Source organism: Desulfuromonas carbonis (genome assembly GCF_054658035.1).
On sequence record NZ_BAAHXR010000003.1, the window covers coordinates 2141732 to 2168452 of the forward strand.

The 26721-nt window shown below is 64.0% G+C and carries 22 protein-coding genes, 5 tRNA genes and 1 pseudogene; 21 read left to right on the plus strand and 7 right to left on the minus strand.

Annotation, left to right across the window (positions count from 1 at the left end; all coding sequences use genetic code 11):
• Positions 1-107 precede the first annotated feature (107 nt).
• Entirely contained in the window at positions 108-1304 is a 1197-nt protein-coding gene (locus ACYQ8E_RS16675; RefSeq protein ID WP_066725283.1) for an FprA family A-type flavoprotein, read from the plus strand.
• A gap of 193 nt (positions 1305-1497) precedes the next feature.
• Positions 1498-2028 carry a GAF domain-containing protein gene (locus ACYQ8E_RS16680; RefSeq protein ID WP_066725285.1) on the plus strand — a complete coding sequence of 177 codons (531 nt, stop codon included), beginning with the start codon at positions 1498-1500 and terminating at the stop codon, positions 2026-2028.
• A gap of 12 nt (positions 2029-2040) precedes the next feature.
• Here ACYQ8E_RS16680 and ACYQ8E_RS16685 read toward each other — a convergent pair whose 3' ends face one another.
• Complete coding sequence (locus ACYQ8E_RS16685) at positions 2041-2736, minus strand: DUF6901 family protein (protein WP_066725287.1); 696 nt, start codon at positions 2734-2736, stop codon at positions 2041-2043.
• Between the two features lie 237 nt (positions 2737-2973).
• Here ACYQ8E_RS16685 and ACYQ8E_RS16690 point away from each other — a divergent pair.
• Positions 2974-4074 (plus strand): annotated as a pseudogene (locus ACYQ8E_RS16690) (IS4 family transposase); the annotation flags it as partial.
• A 166-nt stretch (positions 4075-4240) separates the two neighbouring features.
• On the opposite strand, the gene ACYQ8E_RS16695 reads toward ACYQ8E_RS16690, so the two are convergent.
• Complete coding sequence (locus tag ACYQ8E_RS16695; RefSeq protein WP_066725288.1) at positions 4241-5605, minus strand: glycerate kinase type-2 family protein; 1365 nt, start codon at positions 5603-5605, stop codon at positions 4241-4243.
• A gap of 264 nt (positions 5606-5869) precedes the next feature.
• Between ACYQ8E_RS16695 and priA the strand changes: the two genes are divergently transcribed.
• Together priA and gdhA are read left to right on the plus strand one after the other, a co-directional pair.
• Positions 5870-8065 (plus strand): replication restart helicase PriA, encoded by a 2196-nt coding sequence (priA, locus tag ACYQ8E_RS16700; protein WP_066725290.1) that lies wholly within the window; start codon positions 5870-5872, stop codon positions 8063-8065.
• Between the two features lie 298 nt (positions 8066-8363).
• Positions 8364-9710: an NADP-specific glutamate dehydrogenase gene (gene gdhA / locus ACYQ8E_RS16705; RefSeq protein WP_066725292.1), complete on the plus strand. Its 1347-nt coding sequence runs from the start codon at positions 8364-8366 to the stop codon at positions 9708-9710.
• A gap of 139 nt (positions 9711-9849) precedes the next feature.
• Here gdhA and ACYQ8E_RS16710 read toward each other — a convergent pair whose 3' ends face one another.
• Positions 9850-12447, minus strand: coding sequence for a PEP/pyruvate-binding domain-containing protein (locus ACYQ8E_RS16710; RefSeq protein ID WP_066725295.1), 2598 nt, complete (start codon positions 12445-12447; stop codon positions 9850-9852).
• A gap of 232 nt (positions 12448-12679) precedes the next feature.
• On the opposite strand from ACYQ8E_RS16710, the gene mltA reads away from it, so the two are divergent.
• Positions 12680-13891, plus strand: a complete 1212-nt coding sequence (mltA, locus tag ACYQ8E_RS16715) for a murein transglycosylase A (protein ID WP_066725299.1) — start codon at positions 12680-12682, stop codon at positions 13889-13891.
• Positions 13892-13954: 63 nt separating this feature from the next.
• Here the strand turns inward: mltA and ACYQ8E_RS16720 are convergent, their stop codons facing one another.
• From ACYQ8E_RS16720 to ACYQ8E_RS16735, 4 genes are all read right to left on the minus strand, one after another.
• Positions 13955-14479, minus strand: a complete 525-nt coding sequence (locus tag ACYQ8E_RS16720; protein WP_066725302.1) for a shikimate kinase — start codon at positions 14477-14479, stop codon at positions 13955-13957.
• Positions 14472-14957, minus strand: coding sequence for a cupin domain-containing protein (locus ACYQ8E_RS16725; protein WP_066725307.1), 486 nt, complete (start codon positions 14955-14957; stop codon positions 14472-14474). The genes ACYQ8E_RS16720 and ACYQ8E_RS16725 overlap by 8 nt, the downstream gene beginning before the upstream one ends.
• Before the next feature lie 72 nt (positions 14958-15029).
• Entirely contained in the window at positions 15030-15809 is a 780-nt protein-coding gene (locus ACYQ8E_RS16730; RefSeq protein WP_066725310.1) for a TIGR01458 family HAD-type hydrolase, read from the minus strand.
• A 9-nt stretch (positions 15810-15818) separates the two neighbouring features.
• Positions 15819-17306: an AAA family ATPase gene (locus tag ACYQ8E_RS16735; RefSeq protein ID WP_066725312.1), complete on the minus strand. Its 1488-nt coding sequence runs from the start codon at positions 17304-17306 to the stop codon at positions 15819-15821.
• Between the two features lie 254 nt (positions 17307-17560).
• Here ACYQ8E_RS16735 and ACYQ8E_RS16740 point away from each other — a divergent pair, with 254 nt between their 5' ends.
• The 15 genes from ACYQ8E_RS16740 (at position 17561) to rplA (ending at position 26582) form a co-directional block, all read left to right on the plus strand.
• Positions 17561-19282: a proline--tRNA ligase gene (locus ACYQ8E_RS16740; RefSeq protein WP_066725314.1), complete on the plus strand. Its 1722-nt coding sequence runs from the start codon at positions 17561-17563 to the stop codon at positions 19280-19282.
• 121 nt (positions 19283-19403) lie between these two features.
• Positions 19404-20636 (plus strand): DUF4388 domain-containing protein, encoded by a 1233-nt coding sequence (locus ACYQ8E_RS16745; RefSeq protein ID WP_066725317.1) that lies wholly within the window; start codon positions 19404-19406, stop codon positions 20634-20636.
• A complete protein-coding gene (pyrF, locus tag ACYQ8E_RS16750) occupies positions 20633-21367 on the plus strand; it encodes an orotidine-5'-phosphate decarboxylase (protein WP_066725319.1) in 735 nt (244 codons plus the stop codon). Before ACYQ8E_RS16745 ends, pyrF begins: the two co-directional genes overlap by 4 nt.
• Positions 21336-22106, plus strand: a complete 771-nt coding sequence (rlmB, locus tag ACYQ8E_RS16755) for a 23S rRNA (guanosine(2251)-2'-O)-methyltransferase RlmB (RefSeq protein WP_459861489.1) — start codon at positions 21336-21338, stop codon at positions 22104-22106. The genes pyrF and rlmB overlap by 32 nt, the downstream gene beginning before the upstream one ends.
• A gap of 274 nt (positions 22107-22380) precedes the next feature.
• Positions 22381-22456: transfer RNA gene (locus ACYQ8E_RS16760), tRNA-Thr, on the plus strand.
• Between the two features lie 48 nt (positions 22457-22504).
• Positions 22505-22589, plus strand: a tRNA-Tyr gene (locus ACYQ8E_RS16765).
• 121 nt (positions 22590-22710) lie between these two features.
• A tRNA-Gly gene (locus ACYQ8E_RS16770) sits at positions 22711-22787 on the plus strand.
• A gap of 35 nt (positions 22788-22822) precedes the next feature.
• A tRNA-Thr gene (locus ACYQ8E_RS16775) sits at positions 22823-22898 on the plus strand.
• Positions 22899-23019: 121 nt separating this feature from the next.
• Complete coding sequence (tuf, locus tag ACYQ8E_RS16780) at positions 23020-24219, plus strand: elongation factor Tu (protein WP_066725325.1); 1200 nt, start codon at positions 23020-23022, stop codon at positions 24217-24219.
• A 62-nt stretch (positions 24220-24281) separates the two neighbouring features.
• On the plus strand, positions 24282-24431 hold the full coding sequence (gene rpmG / locus ACYQ8E_RS16785) for a 50S ribosomal protein L33 (RefSeq protein WP_066725327.1): 150 nt from the start codon (positions 24282-24284) through the stop codon (positions 24429-24431).
• A gap of 40 nt (positions 24432-24471) precedes the next feature.
• Positions 24472-24548 (plus strand) — tRNA-Trp (locus ACYQ8E_RS16790).
• A gap of 35 nt (positions 24549-24583) precedes the next feature.
• A complete protein-coding gene (gene secE / locus ACYQ8E_RS16795; RefSeq protein WP_066729693.1) occupies positions 24584-24769 on the plus strand; it encodes a preprotein translocase subunit SecE in 186 nt (61 codons plus the stop codon).
• A 23-nt stretch (positions 24770-24792) separates the two neighbouring features.
• Positions 24793-25326, plus strand: a complete 534-nt coding sequence (gene nusG / locus ACYQ8E_RS16800) for a transcription termination/antitermination protein NusG (protein WP_066725330.1) — start codon at positions 24793-24795, stop codon at positions 25324-25326.
• 105 nt (positions 25327-25431) lie between these two features.
• Positions 25432-25854 carry a 50S ribosomal protein L11 gene (gene rplK / locus ACYQ8E_RS16805; protein ID WP_066725331.1) on the plus strand — a complete coding sequence of 141 codons (423 nt, stop codon included), beginning with the start codon at positions 25432-25434 and terminating at the stop codon, positions 25852-25854.
• 26 nt (positions 25855-25880) lie between these two features.
• Positions 25881-26582: a 50S ribosomal protein L1 gene (gene rplA, locus ACYQ8E_RS16810; RefSeq protein ID WP_066725334.1), complete on the plus strand. Its 702-nt coding sequence runs from the start codon at positions 25881-25883 to the stop codon at positions 26580-26582.
• Positions 26583-26721: the final 139 nt, after the last annotated feature.

A 26721-nucleotide genomic window follows, 5' to 3' on the forward strand; every position in this document is an offset into this window, starting at 1 on the left:
TCCGGTCCTGGGCTGGATAGACGACGTGCCACCGTCGCCAGGTTGGTCTATCCTTTTGGTCGAATCGCAGCACCAAGGCGGCAACTGCAGCCAAAGGAAGGACGCTCATGACACCCAGTGTTGAAATTGCTCCCGGTATCGACTGGGTCGGTGCCAAGCACAGGGAACTGCAGGTCTTCGATGACCTTTTCCCGACCCACAACGGCACCACCTACAATTCCTACCTGATCCGCGGTCGCACCCGCAACGCCCTGATCGACACCGTGAAGGAGCCGTTCAGCGCCGAGTTCTTTGCCAAGGTCGAGAAGCTCCTCCCGCTCAAGCAGATTGATATCGTCGTCGTCAATCACACCGAGCCGGACCACTCGGGCGCTCTCGCCGGGCTGATCGAAAAGAACCCGCAGATTACCGTCTATTGCAGCAAGGCGGCGGAAAATTTTCTCAAGCAGCTGCTTCACAAGCCCTTCAAATCCCATGTCGTCGCCGACGGCGAAGAGGTTGATCTGGGGGGGCGCACCCTGCGCTTTATCCTCGCCCCCTACCTGCACTGGCCCGATACCATCTTCACCTACCTGGTCGAGGACCAGATCCTCTTCCCCTGCGACGCCTTCGGTGCCCACTACTGTGCCAGCAAACTCTTCGATGACGAGATCGCCGATTTTTCCGCCGATTTCCATTTCTATTTTGACTGCATCATGCGTCCCTTCAAGGACAAGATCCGCGACGCTCTGGCCAAGCTCGACGGTCTGCCGCTGCGCATGGTCTGCCCCTCCCACGGGCCGCTCCTGCGTTCCAGCTTTGACCACGCGATCAATGCCTATCGCAAATGGGCGGCACCGCCGCCCAAAGAAGAGAAGCCACGGGCCCTGCTGGCGGTCCTTTCCTCCCATGGCAATACCCGGACCATGGCCCAGGTGGTGCGCGAGGAGCTGGAAAGACAGGGGATCGAGGTCAATGAATTTGCCCTCTGCGGCATGCGGGACGATGACTACCGCAACGCCCTGGAACAGGCCGATGTCCTGATCATCGGCACGCCGACCATTCAGCGGGATGCGCCCCCCCATGTCTGGCATGCGCTGACGCTGATCTCCTCGGTGACGCCCAAGGCCAAGCTGGGCGCCGTCTTCGGCAGCTTTGGCTGGAGCGGCGAGGCGGTGAAGATGGTTGAGCAGCGACTCGAAGGACTTCGTTACAAGCTGGCGGCGCCGAGCATCTCCTTCCGCTTTACCCCGACTGCAGAAAACCTTCAGACCTGCCGGCAGTTTGCCGACCAGGTGGCCAACGCCGTTCTCTGCGAGGAGTAAGCCAGGCAACCGGGAATGAAGAAGGACAAAGCGCAGCAGCCGATAGCGGCTGCTGCGCTTTGTTGTCGAACCGGAAGCGGACGCCTGAAAAAAAAACGGGTGGTCCGCGCCCCTCTCCCCTTTTCCCGCTGGATCTTTCATGGTAAAAGGGGAGGGCGGTTGCCGGATTTTTCTCCCTCTGACGAGGTGAACCATGGGTTTCGACGAGCAGACACTGCAGGCGCTCTGCGCTCAGTTGGCCGATGATCTTGCGGCGACGAAAGGGACAGGTGACGCTCAGGTCGAAAAGATCGTTGCCACACTGAGCGGGGCCTTCGGCGTCAGCGAAAACGAAGTGGCCCTCTTTCGCCTCAGCGCCGACCGCAATCTGCTGCGCTTCCTCTGGCCGGCCAAGCTGCGCCAGGTCGGAGCCATCCCCTTCTCAAGCCTCGATTCCCTGGCGGCCCGCACCGCCCGGGAAGGGGTGGTCTTCCTGGAGAATACCTTTGCGGCCCAGCGGCATGCCAATGCCTACGAGAAGGTGCGGCTGGAGCCGGGTATCTCGTCACCCCCGAAGCCGATTCGCAAGATCATCAGCGCGCCGATTTTGCAGGGAGAGACCGTTATCGGCGTGATCCAAATCTCCCGCAAGGGGGATCTCGATGGTCCGGAAATTGATGATTTCAGCCAAGCCGATGCCGATGCTCTGCTGATCCTGGCCAGCGAGGTCGGCAATTACCTCTGACAACCCCCGACTTCAGACCAGGGCGGCAAAGTGCCCCTGCAGCTGGTCGAGCATCTCCTCCGCCGCTGGCGGCACCATCTCCCCGAGGCAGTGCAGGTTGACCAGCGCGTTGACGTTGGCATCCTTTTTCGCCGCCTCCCGCAACCTTTCGGCAAAGGCCTTGTTGACCACGCCAACCTCCCGGTAGATCGCATCCATCCCCTGCAATGACCAGTTCACCGCTTCTCCGCGCCGCTGCCGGTAGTAGAGGCTGACCAGGTACATCGATATAGCGCGAAAGATCGTCTCCTCCAGCGAGGCAAAGGGGAGATGAAAGCGGACCATCGGTTTGAGCTTTTCCATCGACGGACAGCCGCTGCTGACCATGATGATGCCGAGCAGCGGACTCAGCCCGAGCTGCAGGCAGGTGCGCTTGACGTAACTCCGTTCGGCGGTGGTGACCGTCACCTCGGCCTCGTCGTAGGAGAGGTATTCCTTGAACTCTTCGACGACCTGGGCCATGTTCAGGGCAATCGGGCAGCAGAGGGTTGTGGTGCGGTCGAACCGGCAACAGGGGCAGCGATGGCTGTCGAGCGCGGTCCAGACCGGCGGCCGGGGGACCGGCGGGGGTGCCATGTGCAGGGTTTCGCTGTCGAGCAGAACCGAAAACTCCTTGGTCTCTCCGTTGTCGAAACTGAACCGGTAGGCAATGCTCAGACCATGCTCCATGATTCGGTTCCCTCCCCTTTTACAAGTGAGTAATCAGGATACCCGATCCAATGGCAGTCGTTAAGGTGTTTTTTGCCATGGAGAGGCAGTAGTGTCCGGTTAGCAAATTGCATTCACCCAAAGTTGCAGATAATTGTAAATATTTTCACAAGTTAGCGTATTTTTTGCTTGACAAATCGTCGTGAAGTCGGCGCGGTGATTTTCGTAAATACCTATTTTATATGAGGATTTACGAAAATGTCATTACTTGTTCGCTGCCACCGTACCCGGCTTAGCAGGCGCTCCATTGTCCGACTTTTTACCCCGTTCAAGGGCGCTCTCGAACATGCCCCGGTTCTTGAGGCCCGAGGCAACAGGCCACTGCAGATGACGTTTGAAGATCAGTTGAAAATCCTGACCTACTATCACCTCGAAGAGCATTCTTCGGGGCGTCATCTGCTTCAGGTTCTGACGCAGGAAGATTTTGCCGCGACTCATATTGCACCGCCCGGCGGTATCCGGAAAAGCGCCTTCTTTGAGGCGATCAATACCCGAGGGCTGGAGCAGATGATTCATGTTTACGAAGACCTGCAGAAACAGGTCTCACAAAAGATTCCTGTCGCCAAAGACATCTCCGATCTCGGCGATCTGATCGCCGTCGATGGTTCGCTGATTGACGCTACGCTGTCCATGCTCTGGGCGGACTATCGAGACGGAGCCAAAAAGGCCAAGGTTCACCTGGGGTTCGATATCGGTCGTGGTGTCCCCCAGAAAGTCACATTAACCGACGGCAAGGGCGACGAGCGTCCTCAGGCGGAACGGCTCGTGGCTCCCGGTCAGACAGGTGTCTATGACCGCTATTACCAGTGTTACAAAAACTTTGACGACTGGCAGGATCAGGGGCGCCACTTTGTCTGCCGCATCAAAGCCAGTTCTCGTAAGACGGAGTTGAGCGCCAATCCTGTTGTCCCCGGCAGTCATGTTTTCTATGACGCCAGGGTGTTGCTCGGCACCAAAGATGTCAACCAGACCGAACGAGAAGTGCGTGTGGTCGGCTACAAGGTTGACCAAAAATCCTATTGGGTCGCCACCGACCGCTTCGATCTGACCGCCGAGCAGATTGCCTTGATCTACAAGCTACGCTGGACGATCGAGTCCTTCTTCGCCTGGTGGAAGCGCCACCTCAAGGTGTATCACCTGATTGCCCGCAGTCCCTACGGCCTGCTGGTGCAGATCCTCGCAGGGTTGATTACTTATTTGCTTCTGGCCATCTACTGCCACGAAGAGCATGGCGAACGTGTCAGCATCAACAGGGTGCGTGAGCTTCGCAACAATATTCGCAACGAGGCCGCCGAGGATGCGGCCGCAGGCTTAGGGCCTCCCGATATCATTGACTTGGACTTCGGAGCCTATGCAACTTCTTAACCGGACACTACTGATGGAGAGGGGAAAAATGACCGGACCAAAGGTCCTGCCTGGAAGCAGGATGGGCAGGTTGCCTGCCCCATGGGGGCGCTGGAGTGTCTCAGGGGATCAGGATCAGCTGCAGGTCGCAGACATTGGTGTTGGTCGGCCCGGTCCGCAGCAGGGCGCCGAGGCGGTCGAAAAAAGAATAGGCATCATTGCGGGCCAGGTAGTCGGCGGGGTCGAGCCCCGCCACGGTCGCTGCGGCCAAAAGTTCACTGCAGGCAAAGGCGCCGGCAGCGTCGGTCGGCCCGTCGTTGCCGTCACTGGCGGCGGAGAGGAGGTAGAGACCGGTGCCAAGGTCGGGTAATTCCGCCATTGCCGCGAGGAAAGCGAGGGCAAGTTCCTGGTTGCGGCCCCCCTTGCCATCCCCCCGCAGGGTAACCGTCGTTTCCCCGCCCGCCAAAAGGCAGGCGGGACCGCGCCCGGGGCGCTGCCGGTCCCGATAGTCGAGAGCGGCCGCCAGCAGCCGTCGCGCCAGTTCCCGGGCTTCGCCGCAGGCGTGGTCGGTAACGATGGTGGTTGTGAAGCCACGAGATGATGCTTCTCGGGATGCTGCTTGCAGCGCCACCTTGTTGTTGCCGAGCAGGAGGTTGTCACACCAGCGAAAGGCCGGGTCTCCCGGTTTCGGAGTTTCCGCGATCTTTCCGGCGGCGCCGGCCCGGAGCAGGTCCAGGACCGGACCCGGTACCCGGTCCGGCAAGCGGTAGCGGTCGAGTATCGCCAGAGCGTCACTGAAGGTCGTCGGATCGGGGACGCAGAGTCCCGAGGCGATGACGTCGAGACGGTCACCGATGACATCGGAGAGGATCAGGTTGAGGCTGCGGGCAGGGGCGAGCAGGCGCGCCAGGCCACCCCCCTTGAGGGCCGAGAGGTGTTTGCGCACGCAGTTCAGTTCATCGATGGTCGCCCCGCAGCGGAGCAGCAGGCGGGTGGTCGCCTGTTTGTCGGTCAGGCTCAAGGCCAGGCCCGAGTCTGTGCGGGGCGCGGCGAGCAGGGCCGAACCGCCGCCGGAGATCAGATTGATGACCAGGGTCCGGGAATCGGCCCGGAGGGCCAGCGCCGCGATGCGCCGGGCGCCGAGCAGGCTCGCCTGGTCGGGGATCGGGTGTCCGGCCTCCAGGGTTTCGATGCGAGTCAGGGGCGCGGTGTGGCCGTACTTGACGACAATCAGGCCGTTGCCGATGCGGGACCCGAGAAGCTTCTCCAGGCCACGTGCCATGGCGGCGGTCGCTTTGCCGGCGCCGAAAACCATGAGCTGATCATAGTCGTCAAGGTCGATGGTGAGGGGAGTCGATTCACTGGTGACGGTGAGCCGGGAGCCGGAGAGCTGCAGGCGGGATGCGATCAGCTGCTGCGGGTCGACGCTGGCGAGAGCGGCCCGGAAGATTTCTTCGAGTTCCTTACCGGGGACGGGGTGTTGCATCGTGCCCCCTTGCTCTCCATGCATTTGCCGGTTCGGGCCCTCCGCATCGGGTCGGCCATGATTCTTTCAGGCCGCTCCTTAGCACGCGGGCGCAGGATTAAGATACCCCGACTTTTTGAAAAGAGAAGTGTCCGGTCACCTTTTCTTGAAATTTCCGGTCTCTTGACGTTGTTTCCGACTCTTCCCGGCGGTGTGGCCGGTGCTTGCGGCGCAGTTGAAAGAATGCTGGTCCCGTGGTGACCCCTGCGCTAGAATGTCTTCCCTATGACCGAGTCTGCCCTGATCGCTACTGTGGCCGTGGCCGCCCCCCTGGCCAAGCCCTACTCCTACCTGGTTCCCGCCGAATTGCGGGACCAGGCGCGGGTCGGCATGCGCCTTGAGGTCCCCCTCGGACGGCGCCAAGTCGTCGGTTACCTGCTCGCCCTCGGTTCGGGGGATGCCGCCGGGCTCAAGGCGATTCGCAGGGTACTCGATCCGGCCCCGCTGCTGACACCGCAGCTGATCCGCCTGTTGCTGCGCGCCGCCGACTATTATCGGCACCCGCCGGGGGAGGTGATCCGTTGCGCCCTGCCGGCCGGTCTTTCCGGGAAGGGGAACGAGGTCTCGATCCTCCACGAAGCGGTTTACACTGCGCTCCCCCGCGACGACCAGCCCGCCGGTAGCCGGCAACGGGAAGTCCTGGCGCAGATCCGTGCCGCCGGCCCGCTTTCCCTGTCGACCCTGCGCACCCTTTTCGCTGCTCCCCACGCGCCCCTCAAGCGCCTGGTGGAACTCGGCTTTCTGGCGGTCGAGGAGGTCGAACGCCACCGCGACCCGTTCCTCGATCTGCCGCTGGTTCCCGACCGCCCGGCCGTGCCGACCGCGGAGCAGGCGGCGGGCCTGGAACAGATTGCCGCGGCGATTGCTGCTGGCGGCTTCCGGCCGCTGCTGCTGCACGGGGTGACCGGCAGCGGCAAGACCGAAGTCTACCTGCAGGCGATTGCCGGTGCCCTCGCGGCGGGACGGCGGGCGCTGGTGCTGGTGCCGGAAATCGCCCTGACGCCGCAGCTGGTCGCCCGCTTCCGGGCCCGCTTCGGCGCCGGCAAGACGATTGCCGTCCTTCATTCCGGGCTCTCCGACGGCGAGCGCTACGATGCCTGGCGCGCCATCGCCGCCGGCGAGATCGCGATCGTGATCGGGGCGCGCTCGGCGATCTTCGCCCCTCTCGCCGAACTTGGAATCCTTGTCGTCGACGAGGAACATGAGGCGAGTTACAAGCAGGCGGAAGGGTTTCGTTACCATGCCCGCGATCTCGCCCTGCTACGCGGACAGATGGAAGGGGCGACGGTCCTACTTGGCAGCGCGACCCCGGCTTTGACCAGCTTTCAGCGCGCCCGGGAGGGCCAGATTGGCTATCTCTCCCTCGGCAACCGCGTCGGTGGCCGGCCGATGCCGGCAGTGGAACTGCTCGATTTGCGGCAGGCGGCGCCGGCCGGGGTGCTGGCGCCCCCCCTTGTGAAGGCGCTCACCGAGACCCTGGAGCGCGGCGAGCAGGCGCTGCTCCTGCTCAACCGGCGCGGATTTTCCCCGTTTCTGCTCTGCGCCGACTGTGGCACCACCTTTCGCTGCCCCAACTGCGAGATCACCCTCACCTACCACCAGGGGGAGCGCCGGCTGCGCTGCCATTACTGTGATTATGTCGAACGGCCGGCGGAGCTCTGCCCCGGCTGCAACGGCATCAATATCCTCCCCCAGGGCGCGGGGACCGAGCGGCTCGAGGAGGAACTCGCCGTGCTCCTGCCGGGAGCGCGGGTGGCGCGCATGGACCGCGACACCACGACCCGCAAGGGCGCCCACCGGGCCCTGGTCGAAGAGATGCTGGCGCGCAAGATCGATATCCTGGTCGGCACTCAGATGGTGGCGAAGGGGCATGACTTTCCGGGAGTGACCCTGGTCGGCGTGGCAAGCGCCGACGCGACCCTCAATTTCCCCGACTTCCGCAGTGCCGAGCGGACCTTCACCCTCCTCGCCCAGGTCGCCGGCCGCGCCGGCCGCGGCGACCGGCCGGGCCAGGTGCTGATCCAGACCTACAGCCCGGAGCACTACGCGCTGCAATGCGCGGCGCAGCATGACTACCTCGCCTTTGCCGAGCAGGAGCTCGCCTTCCGCCGCGAGCTTGGCTATCCCCCCTATGGGTATCTGGTCAATCTCGTCTTTTCCGGCAACAACGGCGAGCAGGTCGAGGCGGCCGCCGACCGCTTTGCCGCCGGGATTTCCCGCCATGCCGGCGCGGTCGAGGTGCTCGGCCCCGCACCCTGTCCCCTGGCCCGACTGCGTGGCCGGCACCGGCGCCAGCTCCTGCTCAAGTCGGCCACCCGCCCAGCGCTGCGCCACCTGCTTGATCGCCTCCCTCCCCTGCAGAAATCGTTGCCGGCCGCCGTCTCCCTGGCAATCGACGTCGACCCGGTCGATATGCTCTAGCCCCGGCGGCCCGGCCCGGTCACAACAAGCCTCCCCTTCTCCCCGCTGAGTCATCGAGGAGTACCCTGTTGAGTGCCTTCGGTACTCTTTTTGCCATTTTTGCCGACTGGCCTCTCTGTCTGATCAGGTCCCCCTCTCTGTCTCGCGCCCAGTTGTGCCGCGAATTTTGGCATGAAGGGCAAAAAATGGGCAAATTGGCATGGATTGTGGATAATAAAACTTAGTCAGGCTAAACGTTAAAAATTTAAGGTGGTCATTTGTTAGGCAAATCCACCAACCCAACAGGAGGAGAGACCCCATGACCAAGCTCGACGAAAAGCTGGAACCGATCTACAAGGAAGTGCTTGACCGCAATCCCGGCGAGGTGGAGTTCCACCAGGCGGTCCGCGAAGTGGTCGAAACTCTCGGCCCGGTGCTGGTCAAGCACCCCGAGTTCACCCACCACAAGATCATCGAGCGGATCTGCGAGCCGGAGCGGCAGATCATCTTCCGGGTTCCCTGGCAGGACGACAAGGGGCAGGTCCACATCAACCGCGGCTTCCGCGTCGAGTTCAACAGCGCCCTCGGCCCCTACAAGGGCGGCCTGCGCTTCCACCCCTCGGTCTATCTCGGCATCATCAAGTTTCTCGGCTTCGAGCAGATTTTCAAGAACGCCCTGACCGGCATGCCGATCGGCGGCGGCAAGGGGGGCTCGGATTTCGATCCGAAGGGGAAGTCGGACGACGAGATCATGCGCTTCTGCCAGTCGTTCATGACCGAGCTCTATCGCCACCTCGGCGAGTACACCGACGTCCCGGCCGGGGACATCGGCGTCGGCGGGCGCGAAATCGGTTTCATGTTCGGCCAGTACAAGCGCATCACCAACCGCTACGAATCGGGCGTGCTGACCGGCAAGGGGCTCGACTGGGGCGGTTCGCTGGTGCGTCCCGAGGCGACCGGCTACGGCGCCACCTTCTTTGTCGACGAGATGCTGAAAGTGCGCAAGGATTCCTTCGACGGCAAGACCTGTGTCGTCTCCGGCTCGGGGAACGTGGCGATCTATACCATCGAGAAGATCCATCAGCTCGGTGGCAAGGTGATCGCCTGCTCCGACTCCAACGGCTATATCGTTCACGAGAAGGGGATTGACCTCGACCTGGTGCAGCAGCTCAAGGAAGTGGAACGGCGCCGTATCAAGGATTATGTCAATTACCACAAGGATGCCAAGTACGTGGCGGGCGGCAATATCTGGACCATTCCCTGCCAGGTGGCGATGCCCTCGGCGACCCAGAACGAGATCAACGGCAAGGATGCCCAGCTGCTGGTGAAGAACGGCTGCATCGCGGTCGGCGAAGGGGCGAACATGCCGACCACTCCCGAGGGGGTCAAGGTCTTCCTCGAGGCGAACATCGCCTACGGTCCGGGCAAGGCGGCCAACGCCGGCGGCGTTGCCACTAGCGCTCTGGAGATGCAGCAGAACGCCAGCCGCGACTCCTGGAACTTTGAGTACACCGAGCAGCGGTTGCAGCAGATCATGAAGAACATCCACGAATCGTGCTACGAAACCGCCCTCGAATACGGTTGCCCCGGCAACTACGTCGTCGGCGCCAATATCGCCGGCTTCATCAAGGTCGCCAAGGCGATGGTGGCCCTCGGCCTCGTCTGATTTTCCCGAATCACCGCTTGTCTGAAACGACAGAAGGCCCGGCGCTTGCCGGGCCTTCTGTCGTTTCAGACCAAAACCAGGGCAGGGGAGAGTGGGAGGAATCTGCTAGCTCGCAGGGCTCCTCCCTATCCCACATCCCTCATCCCGCGTCCCCTTCCTTAAAACAGACCAGACGTTGGCTGACGACGTCGGCCATCAGGCGCAGACCGGGTTCACCGAGGCGCAGCACCCGCACCACCTGTTTGAAACGGCTGCTGGCCGGCATCAGCCCTTCGAGGGCGTTGGGGTGGGCGAGGATGGTGGCGGCATCGAACCGACAAGCTGAGGATTCGGGGAAGAGGGCGAGATAGAAGATATCGGTTTCGACCAGGTCCTGGAAGAAGTGGGAGCCGAAGGAGAGCTCGGGCATCAAATCGCCGCTGCTGAAGGCGACCTCGGCGAGGGCGGTGATGTTGTTGATCTCGGCAAAGCTGATCGGTACCCCGAGCGCAGGGGTGGATGTCCCCCAGCGCCCCGGCCCCATCAGCAAGGTCGGATTCTCCTGGCGGTCGGCGATGCGCCGGTTGAGGCGGCCGATCAGCCGGGCCACGTCGTGCTTGTCGCTCAGGGAGAGCCGGGTATATTCCAGGGGATCGACCCAGATCAGCCATTTGAGACGCTGGGAGATGTTGCCACCCATGAAGTTCCCCTCGCTGGTAAAAAGGATGCGGTCCGCGGGGATATCCTGGGGGATCTCGATGCGCGCTTTCTGGCCCTTGGTCTGCAGCGGGCGGCATTGCACCACGTTGATGCGCGGGGCGCCGGCGCCGGTGAAGTTGACGGTGAATTCGACATCGACCGGATAGTGATAGGCCTGTTCGAGACGTTTGAGCAGGGCGTGGAAAAGTTCGCTGAAGGTCCCATCGGCGAGGAGCGGATCGAAGGTCGGCAGCCAGAGCTCCTCCTTTCTTCCCCGCTCCGCCAGGCGGTCCATGGTCTCCTGGTCGCGGACCGCGTAGCGGGCGATAGGCAGGTCGATCCCCTCGGCGAGCAGGGTGCGCAGCGCCACGGTTTCGGGCTGGTTGGTGTTGACGTTGAGCAGGTCGAGGTCACGCTGGGCGAACTTGCGGGTGTCGGCGAACCCCTTGTGGGGTTTTTTCAGGGGGGCGTCGAGGGCGACGATGCGCGGGTAGTCCCCCTCGACCCGGTCGACGGCGCGGGTGCCGAGGCCGAGCACCAGGCGCAACATGCCGGCCTTCGGGTCCATCTCCTTGTCCCAGACGAAGGTGTTGTAGGAGACGCCGACCCCGGCGAGGTCGGGGAAGTAATAGTGCTTGCGGTAGGCCCCGGAGACCCGCTGGATCAGCAGCGCCATCTGCTCGTCCTGGCGGTCGAGCCCGCGCTGCAGGCGGTAGGCGAGGGCGTCCTCACTCATGGTGCTGGCGAAGATGCGGCGGATGGCGTCCTCGAGGGCGGCGTAGCGCTCCTCCGGCGCCCCCTGGTTGGGGAGGAAGAAGGAATCGTACTTGCCGGCGAAGGCGTTGCCGAAGCCGTCTTCGAGCAGGGAGCTGGAGCGGACGATGATCGGGTACTGGCCGTAGTAGTCGAGGACCTTCTGCAGCCCTTCCCGGACCTGCTCGGGGAAGGTGCCGGCAAGCATCTCGCGGCGCAGTTCGCCGGCCGCCTCGAAATACCCCTCCGGGGTCTTCTGGCGCATGTACGGTTTCCACAGGCCGTTGTGGACGATGTAGGAGAAGTAGACGTTGGAGCCGACATAGAAGGAATCGTGCGCTTCGAGGTGCTGCGACCAGTCGCGGTCCTTCCCCTTGAGAAGAATGGCGTTGGCGAGGAGCATGCCGGTCGCCTTGCCGCCGATGAAGCCGGTGCCGACCATGCGTGCCTTGATGTCGAGCAGGTCGGGGAGGGTGAAAAATTCCCGGGCCAGGGCCAGGATGCGCTCCTCGCGGCCGACCAGGTGGCGGCAGAGATGATCGACCATCTGTTCCTGCTCGGCGCTGGCGGCGGCATCGGCGGCGAGGTCTTCGGCTTGCAGAAAGAGGCGATGCCAGTGATCGAGCTGGCGGCTGGTGCTGTCGATGGACTTTTCGGTCACCGAGCGCAGCAGGCTGGTCGCCTGGAGGCTGTCGGCAAGGGGGACGAAGCGCTCCCCCTCCTTGCGGTGGGGGAGAAACATGGTCGGCGAATGGCGCTGCCAGACCTTGAGGGGGTGGACATAGAGGGTCCCTTCGCGGTTGTAGAGATCGATCAGGACCTGGGTCGTCTCGCGGATGCGGGCGATGGTGCGAAACGAGTGACGATCGCGGATCAGGGCGAAGTAGGCGACGGTGTCGAGGTCGTAGAGGTAGGGGCAGGTGACCCGGAAGAAGTTGCCGATCATCAGGTCGGTGGCCCAGGCCGACAGCAGCTCGGAGAGGCAGTCGAAAAGGTAATGAACCTCGCGCCCTTCGGCGGTGACGATGTCGTAGATGCGCGTGGCGAAGGTGTCGAAACCGAGGCGGGCGTCGAGCTGGTAGACGGTCACCGCCGGGTCGGGTTCGATCAGGGGCGGATGCTGCCCGAAGCGGAGGTAGACGACCCGGGTGCCCGCATTGAGGGCGTGGCGGACGAAGGGGGCGACAAAGTAGCGGTAGTCTTCGATGGTGTCCACCTTCCAGACCACATTGTCGCCGATGCGCAGGCCGTCGAGAATTTCATCGAGGGCCGGGAAACCGGTCGTAATTCGTCGTTCCTGGTTCATGAATTCACCTTTTCCTGTTGGGTGGCGCCGCGCGGGGAAACTTTCCCATCATTTCGGATGGCAAAGCTTTAATAACATGATTCACCGGAATCCTGCCAATAAATTTGGCACGCCGGCGCCCGGTTTTCCCCTGTCCGGCGATTGGCTGGTTTGACGCTTGCCGGGAAAAGGGATATCGTGCAGCTTGGCCAAAACGTCCAGGATCGCCTTTCTCGAAAGAGGGTTTCTCTCTATGTGCTGCACTTCCCGCCTGCTCCCCATCCTGCTCACCCTGACCCTCGGTATTGCCGGTTGTATCAAGGCGCCGCCGTTACCGATGCCGCCGGCGGCTGAGACCCCGGCGCCAGTGCTGGTAGCGGTCGACTGGGACGCCTTGCCCGACTGGCAGGCGGACGACCCCCGTACTGCCCTCGACGCTTTCCGGGAAAGCTGCCAGGCTTTGCAGAAACGCCCCCAGTGGCAGGCGGTCTGTCAGTCGGCCGGCGGGTTTCAGGCGCCGGATGCCGACAGTGCGCGGCGTTTTTTCGAAACCTACTTTATCCCCAACCGGGTGCAGAAGGAGGATGGCAGCAGCAGCGGTCTGATCACCGGCTATTATGTCCCCGACCTGAAGGGGAGCCGGACCCGCAGCGAGCGCTTCCGCTGGCCGATCTACGGCGTTCCCGAGGACCTGCTGGTGGTCGATCTGCGCAGCGTCTACCCGGAACTGGGTGATTACCGGCTGCGCGGGCGCCTGGAGGGACGCCGGGTCGTCCCCTACTATTCGCGGTCCGAGATCGACGCCGGCAAGCTGACGGCCGGTGAGGAACTGGTCTGGGTGGAGGATCCGGTGGAGCTTTTCTTTCTCCAGATCCAGGGCTCGGGGCGGGTGGAACTCAATGACGGCACCCAGGTGATGGTCAACTACGCCGACCAGAACGGACATCCCTACCGCTCGATCGGCAAGCTCCTGCTCGACCGCGGCGCCATGACCCGCGACCAGATGTCCATGCAGAACATCAAGGCCTGGGCGCGCAAGAATCCTGACCAGGTGGCGGCGCTGCTGGCCGAAAATCCGAGTTACGTCTTCTTTCGCGAACTGCCGGCGGGTGTCACCCGCCCCTACGGCGCCCTCGGCGTCCAGCTAACCGCCGAGCGCAGTCTCGCCGTCGACCCGCGCAGCATTCCCCTTGGCGCCCCGGTCTTTCTTGCCACGACCTGGCCGGGCGGCAAGGCGCCGCTCAACCGCCTGCTCGTGGCCCAGGATACCGGCGGCGCCATCAAGGGGCGGGTGCGTGCGGATTTTTACTGGGGGATCGGTAAGGAGGCGGGATCTTTTGCCGGGAGGATGAAACAGCCCGGCCAGCTCTGGGTGTTGCTGCCGCGGCCGGAGGCTGAAAGCGGGGAGACGGAGGGCGGGACCGAAAAAAATCCCGCTGCGGCGGAGCTCTCCCCTTCACTCTGACAAAGAGGGGGGACGCAACCCGAACCGAACGGGGATAAGGCCCTGGCCTGGCCCTGGCCGGTATCAGGCCCGGCTGGGAAGGGACGATTGCAGGCGCTTGCTGATTTCCGCCAGCAGCGTTTCGACCCCCTTGCCGGCGCCATCGATCTGCAGATCGGCGTAACGCAGGTAGAGGGGGTGGCGGCGCCGGAAGAGGGCGGAAAAGCTCTCGCCCGGCTCGATCGCCAGGCCGCGCTGGTCGATGTCGCCGAGGCGCGCCTCCAGTTCGGCACAGGGAACATCGATGAAAATGGTTCGCCCGTGGCGGCGCAGGCGCTCCATCCCGGCCGCGCTGTAGACCGCCGACCCGCCGGTGGCGATGACCGTCGGCCGCACCGTCACCAGGTCGAGCAGCACCCGCTCCTCGAGGGCGGCAAAAGCGGCGAGGCCGTCCCCGGCGATGATCTCCTGCAGGCGCCGACCGTCCCGGGCCTGGATCAGTAGGTCGGTATCGATAAAGGCGAGCCCGAGGCGCTTGGCGAGGAGGACGCCGAGGGTGCTCTTGCCGGCGCCGGGCATGCCGATCATCACCAGGTTCGCCCTATCCATCCTCCCGCTCCCGTCGTTTGGCGAGACTGCGCAGGTAACGCTCCTTGAGGCGCCGGTTGTTGGCGGCGACCGCTTCATGCTTCGCATACCAGGGGGGGATGTCGTCGTAGTCGGGGACGCCGTCGTCGATCAGGTAACGGGAGCCCGGCTGTTTTGGAAAACCGGCCGGGACGGCGCCGGCGCAGATGATCCGCAACGGGCCGTCATCATCAGCTTTCAAGGCCCGCTGCGCCTCCGCGGCGACCCGGACCATGTCGCCGGCGGCCAGCGGCACCTCCTCGCCGTCGATCCACAACAGGCCGCTGCCGGCCAGAACCATGTAGACCTCTTCCTGCTCCCGGTGGTGATGGGTAAAGGTGTAGCCCTCTCCGGCCGGCAGGTTGATCAGGCCGAGAGCAACCCCGCGCAGGCCGAGTTGTTTGCGTGGTGAGGTCAGCGGCGGGAGTTCGTCCCAGTTGAAGTGCGCTTTCTGGTACATGCGAGAAAGACTCTCCCGATCTTGAAAGGGCGGCGAGCCCGCTGCGACGATCTGCTGCGCGGGAGCCAGAGTTCAACGCTCGCGCCACCAGGCGGGGAGGTCGGCAATCGACTCGAGGACGGCCTCGGGGACGATCCCCTCCTGCAGATCGGCGGGGAGGAACTTGCCGGTGCGAACCAGCAGGCCCCTGATGCCGAGGCGCTGGGCGCCGTCGACATCGGCGCGGATGTCGTCGCCGACCATCACCGTCCGCTCCGGGGGGGTGCCGAGAATTTCGAGGGCAGTCTGGTAGAAGTCGGCGGACGGTTTGCCGAGGACGACTGCCTTGCGCCCGGTAGCGTATTCGAGGGCGGCGACAAAGGGGCCGGCGTCGAGGCGCAACCCTTCCGGCCCCTGCCAGTAGCGGGGCACGCCGAGGGCGACCAGGGGCGCCGCGGGGGCCGCCATCAGGTGAAGAAAAGCGCTGTTGAGCAGGCTGAAGTCCCAGGCTTTGCCGCAATTGCCGATGACCACCGCCGCAGCGCCGCCGGCCTGGTCGTGGGGGTGCAGGGGGATGCCGGCAAAATCCTCCAGGGTCCGGTCCGGGACGAAGAGGGCAATCGGTCCGTCGGTACGGCGGGCGAGCCAGCGGCGGGCGACCCGAGCCGGTGTCAGGATCTGGTCGGCGCTGGCCGGAATCTCCATCTGCCGCAGCCGCTGCTGCAGCCAGCTTAAGGGGCGGGAGGTGGTGTTGGTGACGAAGAGGTGGGGGATTCCCTGCTCGCGGACCCAGGCGAGGGCTTCCCGGGCCCCGGGAATCGGTTCCCGGGCCTGGTAGATGACACCGTCGAGGTCGAAAAGGAGCGCTTGCATCGACACCCCTCAGCGTTCCGCGCTCTTGCTGGCGGGGACGGCACGCTTGAAGGCCCAGGCCTCGATCTTCTTGATCTGTTCAGCCATCGTCACCGACAGCGGGACGGTGCGGCCGATCGCCTCCATGATGTCCTGCTGGGTCGGCGGCCGCTGCCGGGCCAGCGCTTCGAAGCAGGCGCTGGCGACGGCCTGTTCGATTTCGGCACCGGAAAACCCCTTGCTGCCGTGGGCGAGCATGCCGACCTGGTAGGCGGCCGGGTCGAGCTCGCGACGGCGCAGGTGGATGGTGAAAATCTCCTCCCGCTCGCCGAGGCCGGGGAGGGCGAGGTAGAAGATCTCGTCGAAACGTCCCTTGCGCAGCAATTCCGCCGGTAGCATTTCGATGGCGTTGGCGGTGGCCGCGACGAAGACCGGGGCGCTCTTCTCCTGCATCCAGGTCAGAAAATAGCCGAGTACCCGCGAGGCGGCCCCCCCTTCCGCCTTGAAGCCCTGGCTCGAGATGCCGGCCTCGATCTCGTCGATCCAGAGGACGCAGGGAGCGAGGCTTTCGGCAATCAGGCAGGCCCGGCGCAGACTCGTTTCCGGCGAGCCGAAGGTGCCGGCATAGACCGTCGCCATGTCGAGACGCAGCAGCGGCAGGTGCCAGCGTGCCGCGATCGCCTTGACGAAAAGGCTCTTGCCGCAGCCGCTGATTCCCATCAGCAACACCCCTTTGGGCAGGTTCGTCCCCGCGGTCAGGCCGGCGAGACCAAAAGCCCGCTCGCGCTTGTCCATCCACCCCTTGAGGGCATCCATGCCGCCGACCTGGTCCGGATTGAGGTCGTTGTCGACCGCCTCCATGATCCCGGTGCGGGCGATGACCTGGTGCTTGGCGCGGTGCAGGGCGGCGACCAGATCGGCGAGTCCGGCGCCCTTGCTGACCCGGCCCAGGCGCAGCGCCTGCTCCAGGTCGCGCACTTCCAGCCCCTGGGCCGCCAGCAACAGGGGCGTAGGGTCCCCGGCCTCGGCCAGAAGCCGGCCGAGCAGGGGATCCCGTTCCCGGTGGGCTTCGAGCCAGGCCTGCAGCTCCTCCCGGTCGGGAAGGCGTTGTTCCAGCAGCGTTACCTCCCGCTCCAGCCCGTCAGGGACGCTCGGGCGACCGGAGAAGAAGACCAGGCTTTTCCCGGAAAGACGCCGGCCATGGGCAAAGTCCTTGAGCAGCCGCTGGATCTTCGGGTCGTCCCAGAAATATTCGAGGTCCTTGAAAAGGAAGAGGCCGGGGCCTTCCTGCTCGATCGCCCAGCGCACCCCGGCCAGCGGCTCTTCACTGCCGGCGACGCCGCTGAACCCGTCGCTGCAACTCCAGACGCGCAGTTCCGGCAGCCCCTTGATCGCCTGGCGCGAGGCCCGCTGCAGCAGCGCCTCGCAGCGTTCCTCACTCGGGCCGCAGATGTGCAGGAGCGGAGTGCCGGCGGCGACCAGACGGCAGAACCCGGCGAGGGTCAGGATTTCGGACATCGGGAAGGTCTCCTGGGTTGATGAGGGGGGCGATCTGAACGGGACCATTTAACCATTGCCGCAGGCAAATGTCCATCTCTTCGCCGGTCCTTCCGGCCTGTCGAGAGGCCTTGCATTGGCGGCCAAAATAGGCTAGTGTCCATGCGAAAATATCCGGAGGGTGTCGGGCCGGCAGTCCCCCGCAAACCCGCCCCTCCGCGGCGGTCGGCGGTCCAAAGCCGGCGGCTCCCATCTCCTCCCCGAGGTCGTATCCGATGCGTTACAGTCACTACCTGATCAACACCCTCAAGGAAACCCCGGCCGATGCCGAGGTGATCAGCCATCAGCTGATGCTGCGCACCAGCATGATCCGCAAGGCCGCGGCCGGAATCTACAGCTATCTTCCCCTCGGTCTGCGCTCCCTGCGCAAGGTCGAGCAGATTGTCCGCGAAGAGCTCGACCGGGCCGGGGCGATCGAGCTGCTGATGCCGATGGTGGTCCCCGCCGAACTCTGGCAGGAGTCGGGGCGCTGGAAGCAGTACGGCAAGGAGTTGCTGCGGCTCAAGGATCGCAAGGAGGCCGATTTCTGCCTGGGGCCGACCCACGAGGAAGTGATCACCGACATCGTCCGTCGCGAGATCCGGTCCTATCGCCAGCTCCCCCTCAACCTCTACCAGATCCAGACCAAGTTCCGCGACGAGATCCGCCCCCGCTTCGGCCTGATGCGCGGCCGCGAGTTCGTGATGAAGGACGCCTACTCCTTCGACCTCGACAGCGCCGGTCTCGATCTCGCCTACGACAAGATGTACCAGGCCTACCGGCGGATATTCACCCGCTGCGGGCTCCGCTTCCGCGCCGTGGAGGCCGACACCGGCAATATCGGCGGCACCGCCTCCCACGAATTCATGGTCCTTGCCGAGTCGGGCGAGGACGCCATCGTCTCCTGCGACAGCTGCGAGTATGCGGCCAATGTCGAGAAGGCTGAGTTGCGTTCGCCGACAGCCGTTGCGGCCACCCCCGGACGCCCGCTGGAAAAGGTGGCGACCCCGGCGCGCAGGAGCATCGAGGAGGTCGCCCTCTTCCTCGGACTCGAAACGGCGCAGCTGGTAAAGACCCTGCTGGTGAAGAGTGACGGCGGCGAGATCCTGGCAGTGCTGCTGCGCGGCGACCGGGAGCTCAACACCGTCAAGCTCTGCCGGCTGCTCGGGTGCAACGATCTGGAGTTGGCGAGTGAGGCGGAGGTTCTCGCTGTGACCGGCGCCCCGACCGGCTTTGCCGGCCCGGTCGGCCTCAAGCTGCGCATCCTTGCGGACCACGAGGTCGCCGCGATGGCCGACTTTGTCGTCGGCGCCAATAGCAAGGACGAGCACCTGACCGGGGTCAACCATGGGCGTGACTTTACGGTCGAAAGTTTTGCCGACCTGCGCCAGGCGGTCGCCGGCGACCTCTGTCCACGCTGCGACGGCAGGCTCGAGGCCTGGCGCGGCATCGAGGTCGGCCACGTCTTCAAGCTCGGTACCAAGTATTCCCAGGCTCTCGGGGCCACCGTCCTCGACGAGCAGGGGCAGGAGCGGGTGCTGCTGATGGGCTGTTACGGCATCGGCATCGGGCGCACTGTGGCGGCCGCCATCGAGCAGAACCACGACGAGGGCGGCATCATCTGGCCACTGCCGATCGCCCCCTTCCAGGTCCTGATCACCCTCCTCAACCCCAACGACCTCCCAGTGGCGACGGCGGCGGAGGAGCTCTACCAGCAGCTGCTGGCCGCCGGGGTCGAGGTCCTCTTCGATGATCGCGACGAGCGCCCCGGGAGCAAATTCAAGGATGCCGACCTGCTCGGCATCCCGCTGCGGGTGACGGTCGGTGCCCGCGGTCTGAAGGAGGGGGCCCTGGAGCTGCAGCAGCGCCGCAGCGGCGAGCGCAGCATGCTGCCCCTCGCCAGCGCCGACAGTGAAATTGCCGAGCTGGTGCGCCGGGCCCTGTACCCCGACGCCTGACCCCTGCGGGTGGCGGCAACCGGCAGCGCTGCGTGGCGGTTGCCGCATTCTTCAACCTATTGACCCGCGTTTTCCCGGTCTCGATGTGCGGGCAAACCATCCCCATGAAAGCCTCGCTGCCATGAGCAAGCTCACCATCGACAGCCAGGGGCGCCTGGCGTTGCCGGCCCCGGTCGTGCGCGCCTTTGCCGGTCGTCCGCTGCGGCAGATCTCCGCCAGCGACCGTCACCTGCTGCTCGGGGTAAACGATGGCGACGGCGAGCTCTCCCTGACCGGCGCTCTCGGTGAATTCTCCGTGGTGGATCTCCTCTCCTTCTTCAACATGTTCCGCAAGACCGGGGTGCTCCGGTTCACCCTGGCGGGGGGGAGCCGGGACCTTTACTTTCACAACGGCGAGATCGTCTTCGCCACCAGCACCTTTCCCGAGGAGGAGATCGGCGAGATCCTCTGCGATCTCGGCAAGCTCAGCCGCGAGGTCCTGGCGAAGGCGCGGCAGTTCACCGCCGCCGGCAAGGGCGGTCTCGGCCGGCTGCTGGTCGACAAGGGGGCGGTCAGCGCCCAGGACCTCTGGCTCGCCACCCGGCAGCAGGTCGAAACGATCGTCTACCACCTCTTTAACTTCCACCAGGGCGCCTTTACCTTTATTGCCAAGGACCTGGTCGAGGACGAGATCCTGCGGCTGTCGATGAGCACCCAGAACCTGATCATGGAAGGGCTGCGGCGGATCGACGAGCGGGAACTCTTCCTCCGCCGCATCGGCTCCCTCGACCTGGTGGTGGTGCCGGTCGGCGAGGGACAGCTCGCCCTCGCTCCGGCGGAGAAGCGGCTGCTCGGCCTGATTTCGGCGCAGCCGCAGGATGTGCGGCAGTTGCTGCGGCGCAGTGGCCTCGGCGAGTTCGATACCCTGCGCATGGTTTACCAGCTGCTGGAACGAGGCGCGATCCGCCTCGAAGATGTTCCGCCGGCCGAAATCTCCGGCGACCTCGGCGAGATGCTCTCGATCTGCAATGCCGCCCTGGTCGCCCTCTTCCGCCGGGTGAATGCTGTCAATCCCGGGTTCAACGAAGAGCTGCGCCTCTTTCTGCGCGATTTGCCGCAACCCTTTTCCTACGTCTTTCGCGATGTCCCGCTACGCCAGGACGGCTCCGTCGATGGCAGCCGGATCCTCGCCAACCTCGCCGGGCTCGAGGAGGGGGATAAGCTCAAGCTCCTCGCCGATGCCCTCAACGAACTGATTTTCATGGCCTGCATGGGGGCCCGCCGTGATCTCAAGGATGCCGAGGCCGCCGCGCTGATCCAGCGGGTGCAGGATGTCAGCGGCCGGATCAAGAACCTGGTAGGGAGGATAGGATGAGAGATGCTGCCCGCAAACGGTTGATTTTTGCTCTGGACGTCGACGAATTCGCGGAAGCCGAGCGCTGGGTCAAGCTGCTGCACCGTCAGGTCGGCCTCTTCAAGGTCGGCAAGCAGCTCTTTACACGCTGCGGCCCGGAGGTCGTGCACATGGTACGGGGGGAGGGGGGCGATGTCTTCCTCGACCTCAAGTACCACGATATTCCCAACACCGTGGCGATGGCAGGGGTCGAAGCGGCCCGCCTCGGTGCCCGCATGATCAACGTCCACGCCCTCGGTGGCCGGGAGATGATGGCCCGTACCGTCGCCGAAATCGACGCGCGCCAGCCGCGGGGAACTGGCGATCGGCCGCTGCTGCTGGCCGTCACCATTCTCACCTCCTCCACCGACCAGACCCTGCAGGAGATCGGCATCGAACGCCCGGTCAGCGAAATGGTGCCGCGCCTCGCCCGGCTCGCCAAAGATGCCGGGATGGACGGGGTGGTCGCCTCGCCCCGGGAGGTGCCGCTGATCCGCGCCGCCTGCGGTGACGATTTTTTGATTGTCACCCCCGGGGTGCGCCCGGCCTTTGCCGCCCTCGATGACCAGAAGCGGGTGACGACCCCCGGCGAGGCGATCGCGGCCGGCGCCGACTACCTGGTCGTCGGCCGGCCGATCTCGGCCGCCAGCGACCCGGTGGCAGCCGCCAACCTGATCCTCGATGAAATCGCCACGGCGCTGGGCGATGCCTGACCTGATCTATGGCTTCAACCCGGTGCGCGAGGCCCTGGCCGGCGAACGCCGCCGCCCCCTGGAGCTGACCGTCGCCAACGGCCCCCATTCGCCGCGCCTGGCCGAGCTGCTCGCTGCCGCCAGCGCCGCCGGGGTGCCGATCCGGCACCGGGAGCGCCGCGATCTCGACCGGCTCGCCGGTACCGCGCACCACCAGGGGGTGCTCCTCGCCGTCGAACCCTTCCCCTACAGCGACCTCGACGACCTGCTCGCCGCCTGGCAAAACAGCGGCGAGCCCGCTTTTTTCCTCCTGCTCGATGGCATCACCGATCCCCATAACCTCGGCGCCATCCTGCGCAGCGCCGAAGGGGCGGGCTGCCATGGTGTCATTGTCCCCAAAGACCGCAGCTGCCCGGTCACCGCCGTGGTCGACAAGAGCTCGGCCGGTGCCCTCGAACATCTCCGCCTCTGCCAGGTGACGAACCTGGCCCGCACCCTCGACCAGCTCAAGGGGCTTGGCATCTGGTGCTACGGCCTGGCCGGCGAGGGGGCGACGCCCCTCTTCGGTGCCGAACTGGACGGTCACCTGGCACTGGTGGTCGGCAGCGAGGGGAACGGCCTGCGTCCCAACGTGCGCCAGCACTGCGATGGGCTGCTGGCGATCCCTCTGCAGGGACGGGTCGGATCGCTGAATGCTTCGGTGGCGGCCGGGGTTGCGCTCTTTGAGGTGGTCAGGCAGCGGGAAAAACGGGAAGGATGAGCCAGGCGGGCAAAAAAAAGCGGGGCGTCCCAGGAGGGAGAGGACGCCCCGAATGTGTTGTTCTTGGCTCTATTTATAACTACTCCGGTTATCTTTGTCAAGGGGGAGTTTGGTTTTTCTGCTTCTGGCGCGAAAAAATCTTGGTCTGCCCCCGCGAAATACTTGACAAGCCCCCGTGGTCTCCTCTATACATGCGTCTTTGTGATGACAGCGGATCGGGGTGGAAAAAAGTCCTTGCAATTTACCGGACCCTGATGTATAAATCCCCCCCTGTGCTGGCGTAGCTCAACAGGTAGAGCAGCTGACTTGTAATCAGCAGGTTGCGGGTTCAATTCCTGTCGCCAGCTCCATTGAGCTACCGGGCCGGTTGGCCCTTGAAAATCAGCAGTGCGTCCCCTGGAGGGGTTCCCGAGTGGCCAAAGGGAGCAGACTGTAAATCTGCCGTCGTAGACTTCGGAGGTTCGAATCCTCCCCCCTCCACCATAAGACACTTGCCGGACGCGGTTCGGTCGACGGAAACCAGGAGGCCCACGGCGGGCTACGCGAACTGGGACGGAGGCCGGATGCAAGTCCACAACGCTTCACATAGCGGTTTTTCGTTTGGGCGGGAGTAGCTCAGTTGGCTAGAGCATCAGCCTTCCAAGCTGAGGGTCGCGGGTTCGAGTCCCGTTTCCCGCTCCAAATTATAACGGTTCTCCGCGGGTAGTCAGTGTCAGGCCCACATAGCTCAGTAGGTAGAGCACTTCCTTGGTAAGGAAGAGGTCACCGGTTCGAATCCGGTTGTGGGCTCCATTCACTGCCTTGGGGAGATTTTTCTGTTTTCACTCCTTGGTCCAGCGGTCCGGCGTTCCGGCAACGGATGTCGGGCCCGAGGCGAGATTTTCCTAAGAACGAAACAAGGGAGGTTGACGCAATGTCCAAAGCCAAATTCGAAAGAACCAAGCCCCATGTCAACATCGGGACGATCGGTCACGTTGACCACGGCAAGACGACCCTGACCGCCGCCATCACCAAGGTTCTGGCGTCCCGGGGCGGCGCCGAGTTCAAAGCCTTCGACATGATCGACAACGCTCCCGAGGAGCGCGAGCGCGGCATCACCATCGCCACCGCCCACGTCGAGTACCAGACCGAGAAGCGGCACTACGCCCACGTCGACTGCCCGGGCCATGCCGACTACGTCAAGAACATGATCACCGGTGCGGCGCAGATGGACGGCGCGATCCTGGTCTGTTCGGCGGCCGACGGCCCGATGCCGCAGACCCGCGAGCACATCCTGCTCGCCCGCCAGGTCGGCGTCCCCGCCATGGTCGTTTTCCTCAACAAGGCCGACATGGTCGACGACGAGGAGCTGATGGAGCTGGTCGAGCTGGAGGTGCGTGAGCTCCTCTCCGCCTACGACTTCCCCGGCGACGACATTCCGATCATCCCCGGCAGCGCGCTGAAAGCCCTCGAGTGCGGCTGCGGCAAGGTGGAGTGCGCGGCCTGCAAGCCGGTCCTCGACCTGATGGATGCGGTCGACAGCTACATCCCCGAGCCGGAGCGGGCCATCGATCGCCCCTTCCTGATGCCGGTGGAAGACGTCTTTTCGATCTCCGGCCGCGGCACCGTGGCGACCGGTCGTGTCGAGCGCGGCGTGGTCAAGGTCGGCGAGGAGATCGAGATCGTCGGCATGAAGGCGACGGCGAAGACGGTCGTCACCGGTGTCGAGATGTTCCGCAAGCTGCTCGACCAGGGGCAGGCCGGTGACAACGTCGGCGTGCTGCTGCGCGGCGTCAAGCGCGAGGACATCGAGCGCGGCCAGGTTCTGGCCAAGCCCGGCAGCATCACCCCGCACACCAAGTTCAAGGCGGAAGCCTACATCCTGACCAAGGAAGAGGGGGGTCGTCACACCCCGTTCTTCAAGGGCTACCGTCCCCAGTTCTACTTCCGGACCACGGACGTGACCGGGATCGTCGAGCTGCCGGAAGGGACCGAGATGGTCATGCCGGGCGACAACATCGCCATGACCGTGAACCTGATCACCCCGATTGCCATGGACAAGGAACTGCGCTTCGCGATCCGCGAAGGCGGCCGCACCGTCGGCGCCGGTGTCGTCTCCGACATCATCGAGTAATTTCATTCTTGCGCAGGCCCCCGCCCCGGTGTGCCGGGGTGGGGGTTGAAGGATAAGTCATCATGCGGGACATCGTTACCCTCGCCTGCACCGAGTGCAAGCAACGCAACTACACCACCACCAAGAACAAGAAGAACACACCGGACAAGCTGGAATTCAGCAAGTACTGCCGCTTCTGCAAGAAGCACACACCGCACCGCGAGACCAAATAGCAACCGGACGAGCCGCAGCGGTCTGCGGCTTTACGCATGCAGGCCAGTAGCTCTAATGGCTAGAGCACCGGTCTCCAAAACCGGGTGTTGGGGGTTCGAGTCCCTCCTGGCCTGCCAAATTTTAACAACGATCCTCTGTGGGGGTTCAGATAGTGCTTGGTAAAGCGACCCAGTTTCTGAGCAACGTCAAGGGTGAGCTCGAAAAGGTCACCTGGCCGACCCGAAAAGACACCTATGCTTCGACGCTGGTGGTCATCTCGCTGGTCATGGCCGTCGCCGTCTTTCTCTGGGTGGTCGACTCGGCCCTCTCCACGCTGATCCGTTTGCTCCTCCGCTGAGTGCGACAGGGAAGGCGTCTTTCATGGCAATGAAGTGGTACGGGGTTCATACCTACTCGGGGTACGAAAACAAGGTCAAGCTCAACCTCGAGGAGCGCATACGCCAGTTCGGAGCGGAAGACCGTTTCGGGACGGTGCTGATTCCCTCGGAGACCGTCGTCGAGCTGAAAAAGGGCGAGCGCCGCACTTCGTCGCGGAAATTCTTCCCCGGCTACATCCTGGTGCAGATGGAGCTCGACAACGAGACCTGGCACATCGTCAAGGATACGCCGAAGGTGACCGGTTTCGTCGGTGGCGGCGCCACCCCGCCGGCGATCCCCGACGAGGATGTGGCGAAGATCACCGCCCGGATGGAAGAAGGGGTCGAGCGGCCCAAGCCGAAGGTCCAGTTCGAAGTCGGTGAGACGGTGCGGGTGGTCGACGGGCCGTTCCTCAATTTCACCGGTGTCGTCGAGGACGTCAAGCCCGACAAGGCGAAGCTCAAGGTTATGGTCAGCATTTTTGGCCGGGTTACCCCGGTCGAACTCGAATTCATACAGGTCGAAAAAACCAGCTAAACGTACTGGGTTCACTGCTTGCGGTTCGCGGTTCGGGGTGTCCTGAGCCCGGGAACGTGATGCCTTGAGCCTTGAACCTAATTGAAGTAACTGAAGGAGTACCGTATGGCCAAGAAGGTTATCGGAATGATAAAACTGCAGATTCCTGCCGGCAAGGCGAACCCTTCGCCGCCGGTCGGTCCCGCGCTCGGTCAGCACGGGGTCAACATCATGGAATTCTGCAAGGCGTTCAACGCCAAGACCCAGGCTGAAGCGGGGATGATTACCCCGGTGGTGATCACCGTCTATGGTGACCGCTCCTTCTCCTTTATCACCAAGACCCCGCCGGCGGCGGTCCTGTTGCTCAAGGCGGCCAAACTCGAAAAGGGGTCCGGCGTTCCCAACAAGACCAAGGTGGGGAAGGTGACCAAGGCCCAGGTCAAGGAGATCGCCGAGCTGAAGATGCCCGACCTTAACGCATTCGACCTGGACGCCGCGATCCGTACCATCGAGGGTACCGCCCGCAGCATGGGTCTCGAAGTCGAATAATTTATCGGCACGTCTGGAGTAAAACAATGCCAACAGGAAAACAGCATAAAGCAGCCAAGGCCCAGATCGACCGCACCCAAGTCTATACCCTCGAAGAGGGGATCGCCCTGGTCAAGCAGGCCGCTTTCGCCAAGTTCGACGAGACCGTCGATATTTCGGTGCGCCTCGGCGTCGACCCGCGCAAGGCCGACCAGATGGTCCGCGGCGCCGTCGTCCTTCCCAACGGCCTCGGCAAGACCGTACGTGTCCTTGTCTTTGCCAAGGGGGAGAAAGCCCAGGAAGCCCAGGCTGCCGGTGCCGATTACGTCGGTGCCGATGACCTGGTCGCCAAGATCCAGGGGGGCTGGTTCGATTTCGACACCGCCATCGCCACCCCGGACATGATGGGGACCGTCGGCAAGATCGGCAAGCTCCTCGGCCCCCGCGGCCTGATGCCGAACCCCAAGGTCGGCACCGTCACCTTCGACATCGGCCGCGCCGTCAACGAGGCGAAGTCGGGCAAGGTCGAATACCGCGTCGAGAAGGCCGGGATCGTCCACGCGCCGGTCGGCAAGGTCTCCTTTGACCCGGAAAAACTCGCCGGCAACATCCTGGCGGTGATGGACGCCCTGGTCAAGGCCAAGCCGCAGACCTCCAAAGGGACCTACCTGAAGAAGATCAGCCTCTCCAGCACCATGGGCCCGGGCATCAATCTCGATGTCCCGGCGGTCCAGGCGCTGGTCAAGTAATTCCATCGCCGCACTGGTTGCGGTCATGGCATAGCAACGCTCTAGGTCAAAGACAGCAGGCCCGTCGAACCTGACGGTTAATGGATGATGCCACCTGCCGAGGCCGTACCACGGGGAACGGGTTATCCGTCTCCCTCCA

Coding starts and splice junctions, on each gene's coding strand:
- ACYQ8E_RS16675 (WP_066725283.1), top strand. CDS start 108: ATGACACCCAGTGTTGAAATTGCTCCCGGTATCGACTGGGTCGGTGCC.
- ACYQ8E_RS16680 (WP_066725285.1), top strand. CDS start 1,498: ATGGGTTTCGACGAGCAGACACTGCAGGCGCTCTGCGCTCAGTTGGCC.
- ACYQ8E_RS16685 (WP_066725287.1), bottom strand. CDS start 2,736: ATGGAGCATGGTCTGAGCATTGCCTACCGGTTCAGTTTCGACAACGGA.
- ACYQ8E_RS16695 (WP_066725288.1), bottom strand. CDS start 5,605: ATGCAACACCCCGTCCCCGGTAAGGAACTCGAAGAAATCTTCCGGGCC.
- priA (WP_066725290.1), top strand. CDS start 5,870: ATGACCGAGTCTGCCCTGATCGCTACTGTGGCCGTGGCCGCCCCCCTG.
- gdhA (WP_066725292.1), top strand. CDS start 8,364: ATGACCAAGCTCGACGAAAAGCTGGAACCGATCTACAAGGAAGTGCTT.
- ACYQ8E_RS16710 (WP_066725295.1), bottom strand. CDS start 12,447: ATGAACCAGGAACGACGAATTACGACCGGTTTCCCGGCCCTCGATGAA.
- mltA (WP_066725299.1), top strand. CDS start 12,680: ATGTGCTGCACTTCCCGCCTGCTCCCCATCCTGCTCACCCTGACCCTC.
- ACYQ8E_RS16720 (WP_066725302.1), bottom strand. CDS start 14,479: ATGGATAGGGCGAACCTGGTGATGATCGGCATGCCCGGCGCCGGCAAG.
- ACYQ8E_RS16725 (WP_066725307.1), bottom strand. CDS start 14,957: ATGTACCAGAAAGCGCACTTCAACTGGGACGAACTCCCGCCGCTGACC.
- ACYQ8E_RS16730 (WP_066725310.1), bottom strand. CDS start 15,809: ATGCAAGCGCTCCTTTTCGACCTCGACGGTGTCATCTACCAGGCCCGG.
- ACYQ8E_RS16735 (WP_066725312.1), bottom strand. CDS start 17,306: ATGTCCGAAATCCTGACCCTCGCCGGGTTCTGCCGTCTGGTCGCCGCC.
- ACYQ8E_RS16740 (WP_066725314.1), top strand. CDS start 17,561: ATGCGTTACAGTCACTACCTGATCAACACCCTCAAGGAAACCCCGGCC.
- ACYQ8E_RS16745 (WP_066725317.1), top strand. CDS start 19,404: ATGAGCAAGCTCACCATCGACAGCCAGGGGCGCCTGGCGTTGCCGGCC.
- pyrF (WP_066725319.1), top strand. CDS start 20,633: ATGAGAGATGCTGCCCGCAAACGGTTGATTTTTGCTCTGGACGTCGAC.
- rlmB (WP_459861489.1), top strand. CDS start 21,336: ATGAAATCGCCACGGCGCTGGGCGATGCCTGACCTGATCTATGGCTTC.
- tuf (WP_066725325.1), top strand. CDS start 23,020: ATGTCCAAAGCCAAATTCGAAAGAACCAAGCCCCATGTCAACATCGGG.
- rpmG (WP_066725327.1), top strand. CDS start 24,282: ATGCGGGACATCGTTACCCTCGCCTGCACCGAGTGCAAGCAACGCAAC.
- nusG (WP_066725330.1), top strand. CDS start 24,793: ATGGCAATGAAGTGGTACGGGGTTCATACCTACTCGGGGTACGAAAAC.
- rplK (WP_066725331.1), top strand. CDS start 25,432: ATGGCCAAGAAGGTTATCGGAATGATAAAACTGCAGATTCCTGCCGGC.
- rplA (WP_066725334.1), top strand. CDS start 25,881: ATGCCAACAGGAAAACAGCATAAAGCAGCCAAGGCCCAGATCGACCGC.